Origin of the sequence: Moorena sp. SIO4E2, from assembly GCF_010671945.1 — a bacterium.
Taxonomy (GTDB): Bacteria; Cyanobacteriota; Cyanobacteriia; order Cyanobacteriales; family Coleofasciculaceae; genus Moorena; species Moorena producens.
Genome location: NZ_JAAHIE010000804.1, coordinates 1391 through 2732, shown reverse-complemented (window position 1 = coordinate 2732; position 1342 = coordinate 1391). Strand labels below are relative to the sequence as shown.

Annotated in this window: 2 protein-coding genes; one reads left to right on the top strand and one right to left on the bottom strand. The window is 43.5% G+C overall.

All coding sequences use genetic code 11. From position 1 onward, the window contains the following. Positions 1-321, top strand: a 321-nt coding sequence (locus F6K37_RS37460) for a Uma2 family endonuclease (RefSeq protein WP_287256086.1), incomplete at its 5' end; no start/stop codon positions are given. 245 nt (positions 322-566) lie between these two features. Here F6K37_RS37460 and F6K37_RS37455 read toward each other — a convergent pair. Beyond that, on the bottom strand, positions 567-950 hold the full coding sequence (locus tag F6K37_RS37455) for a VOC family protein (protein ID WP_287256084.1): 384 nt from the start codon (positions 948-950) through the stop codon (positions 567-569). Positions 951-1342 lie beyond the last annotated feature (392 nt).

The window sequence follows — 1342 nt, the reverse complement described above, 5'->3', positions numbered from 1 at the left end:
GGCGTCGCCTCTGCCCAAGCTGACGATTCTTACTGCATCGGTAGTGTTAAGCCAATTCCAGATTTGTCCATTGAAGTGGTTTTTAGTAGTGGTGGCATCAGCAAGTTAGAACGTTATCAAGCTTTAGCTGTTCCAGAGGTTTGGTTTTGGGAAGATGGATTACTAAAGCTTTATCATCTTCAAGATGGCAGTTATGTCCCAATTGAGCGTAGCTTGCTACCCGGACTGAGTGAATTGGATCTTGATTGCTTCACACACTGTGTTTTGATGGCGGAAACCGATGCGGGAGAAGCGATTAGAGCGTTTCGTAGGCAGATTTAGGGTAAGCTGTCAGCTGTCAGCTTTCAGCTATCAGCTATCAGTTGGGTAGGGTGGGCAAATAATCATAGTTTCACCAAAAGTACAGTAATCATCGACATGCAGCCCACCCTACAAAAGCGATTGGCCGTAGGCCACGCTACGCGATCGCACTAATAACCTTCAACCTCATAACCTTGGCCAAAAGGCCACGCTACGCGAACAACCAACTAACCTTCAACCTGATAACCCAAAAAAAATAGTTCCCTCTAGACTGGCCCCACCACATGGCTATCATAAAAGGTAATTATGTTTCCTGAAGGTTCAGATACATCAAACACACTGTGTATTCGGCCTTCGCGAATTTCGCTCGGTGCATAGCCAGCCTCTTGCAGGGCGACCTGTTGAGCCTTTAAATCATCAACCATCAGATCAAAACTCGCTTGTCCTGGTACTGCTTCAGGTTTATTTCTAAGCATCAGATGGGTTCCCCCTCTCAACTCAAGCACTGCATACTCTAGAAATTCAGCAACCTTAAGCATTCCCACAAACTCGAAGAAGTCCAGAGATTTTTTGAACTCTGAAACGTTTAAGCTAACATGCCCAATCCAAATCGGAGGGCGTTGATCTGGCTGTGGATTATTTGTAGTCATGATTTTTACACTAAAACTGTTGGATATTGTTCAAATCCCTGTGAAGTTGTAAGTCCATTTCCGACTCTATAGTAATTTTAATTCGATTTAACATTTTTGGCTCTACTGAACATAGTTTGTATAAAACCGCCCTTATTGCTAGTAGTGGTGTAGGGTGGGCAAATAATCATAGTTTCACCAAAAGTACAGTTATTATCCACCTTTGCCCACCCTACAAAAGCGATCGCACTATCAGCGATGAGTTGGGTAGGGTCGGCAAATAATCATAGTTTCACCATTTGTACAGTTATCATCCACCTTTGCCCACCCTACAAAAGCGATTGGCCGTAGGCCACGCTACGCGATCGCACTTCAATTCAAAGTTCAAAATTAAAAATTAAAAATTAAGGAAG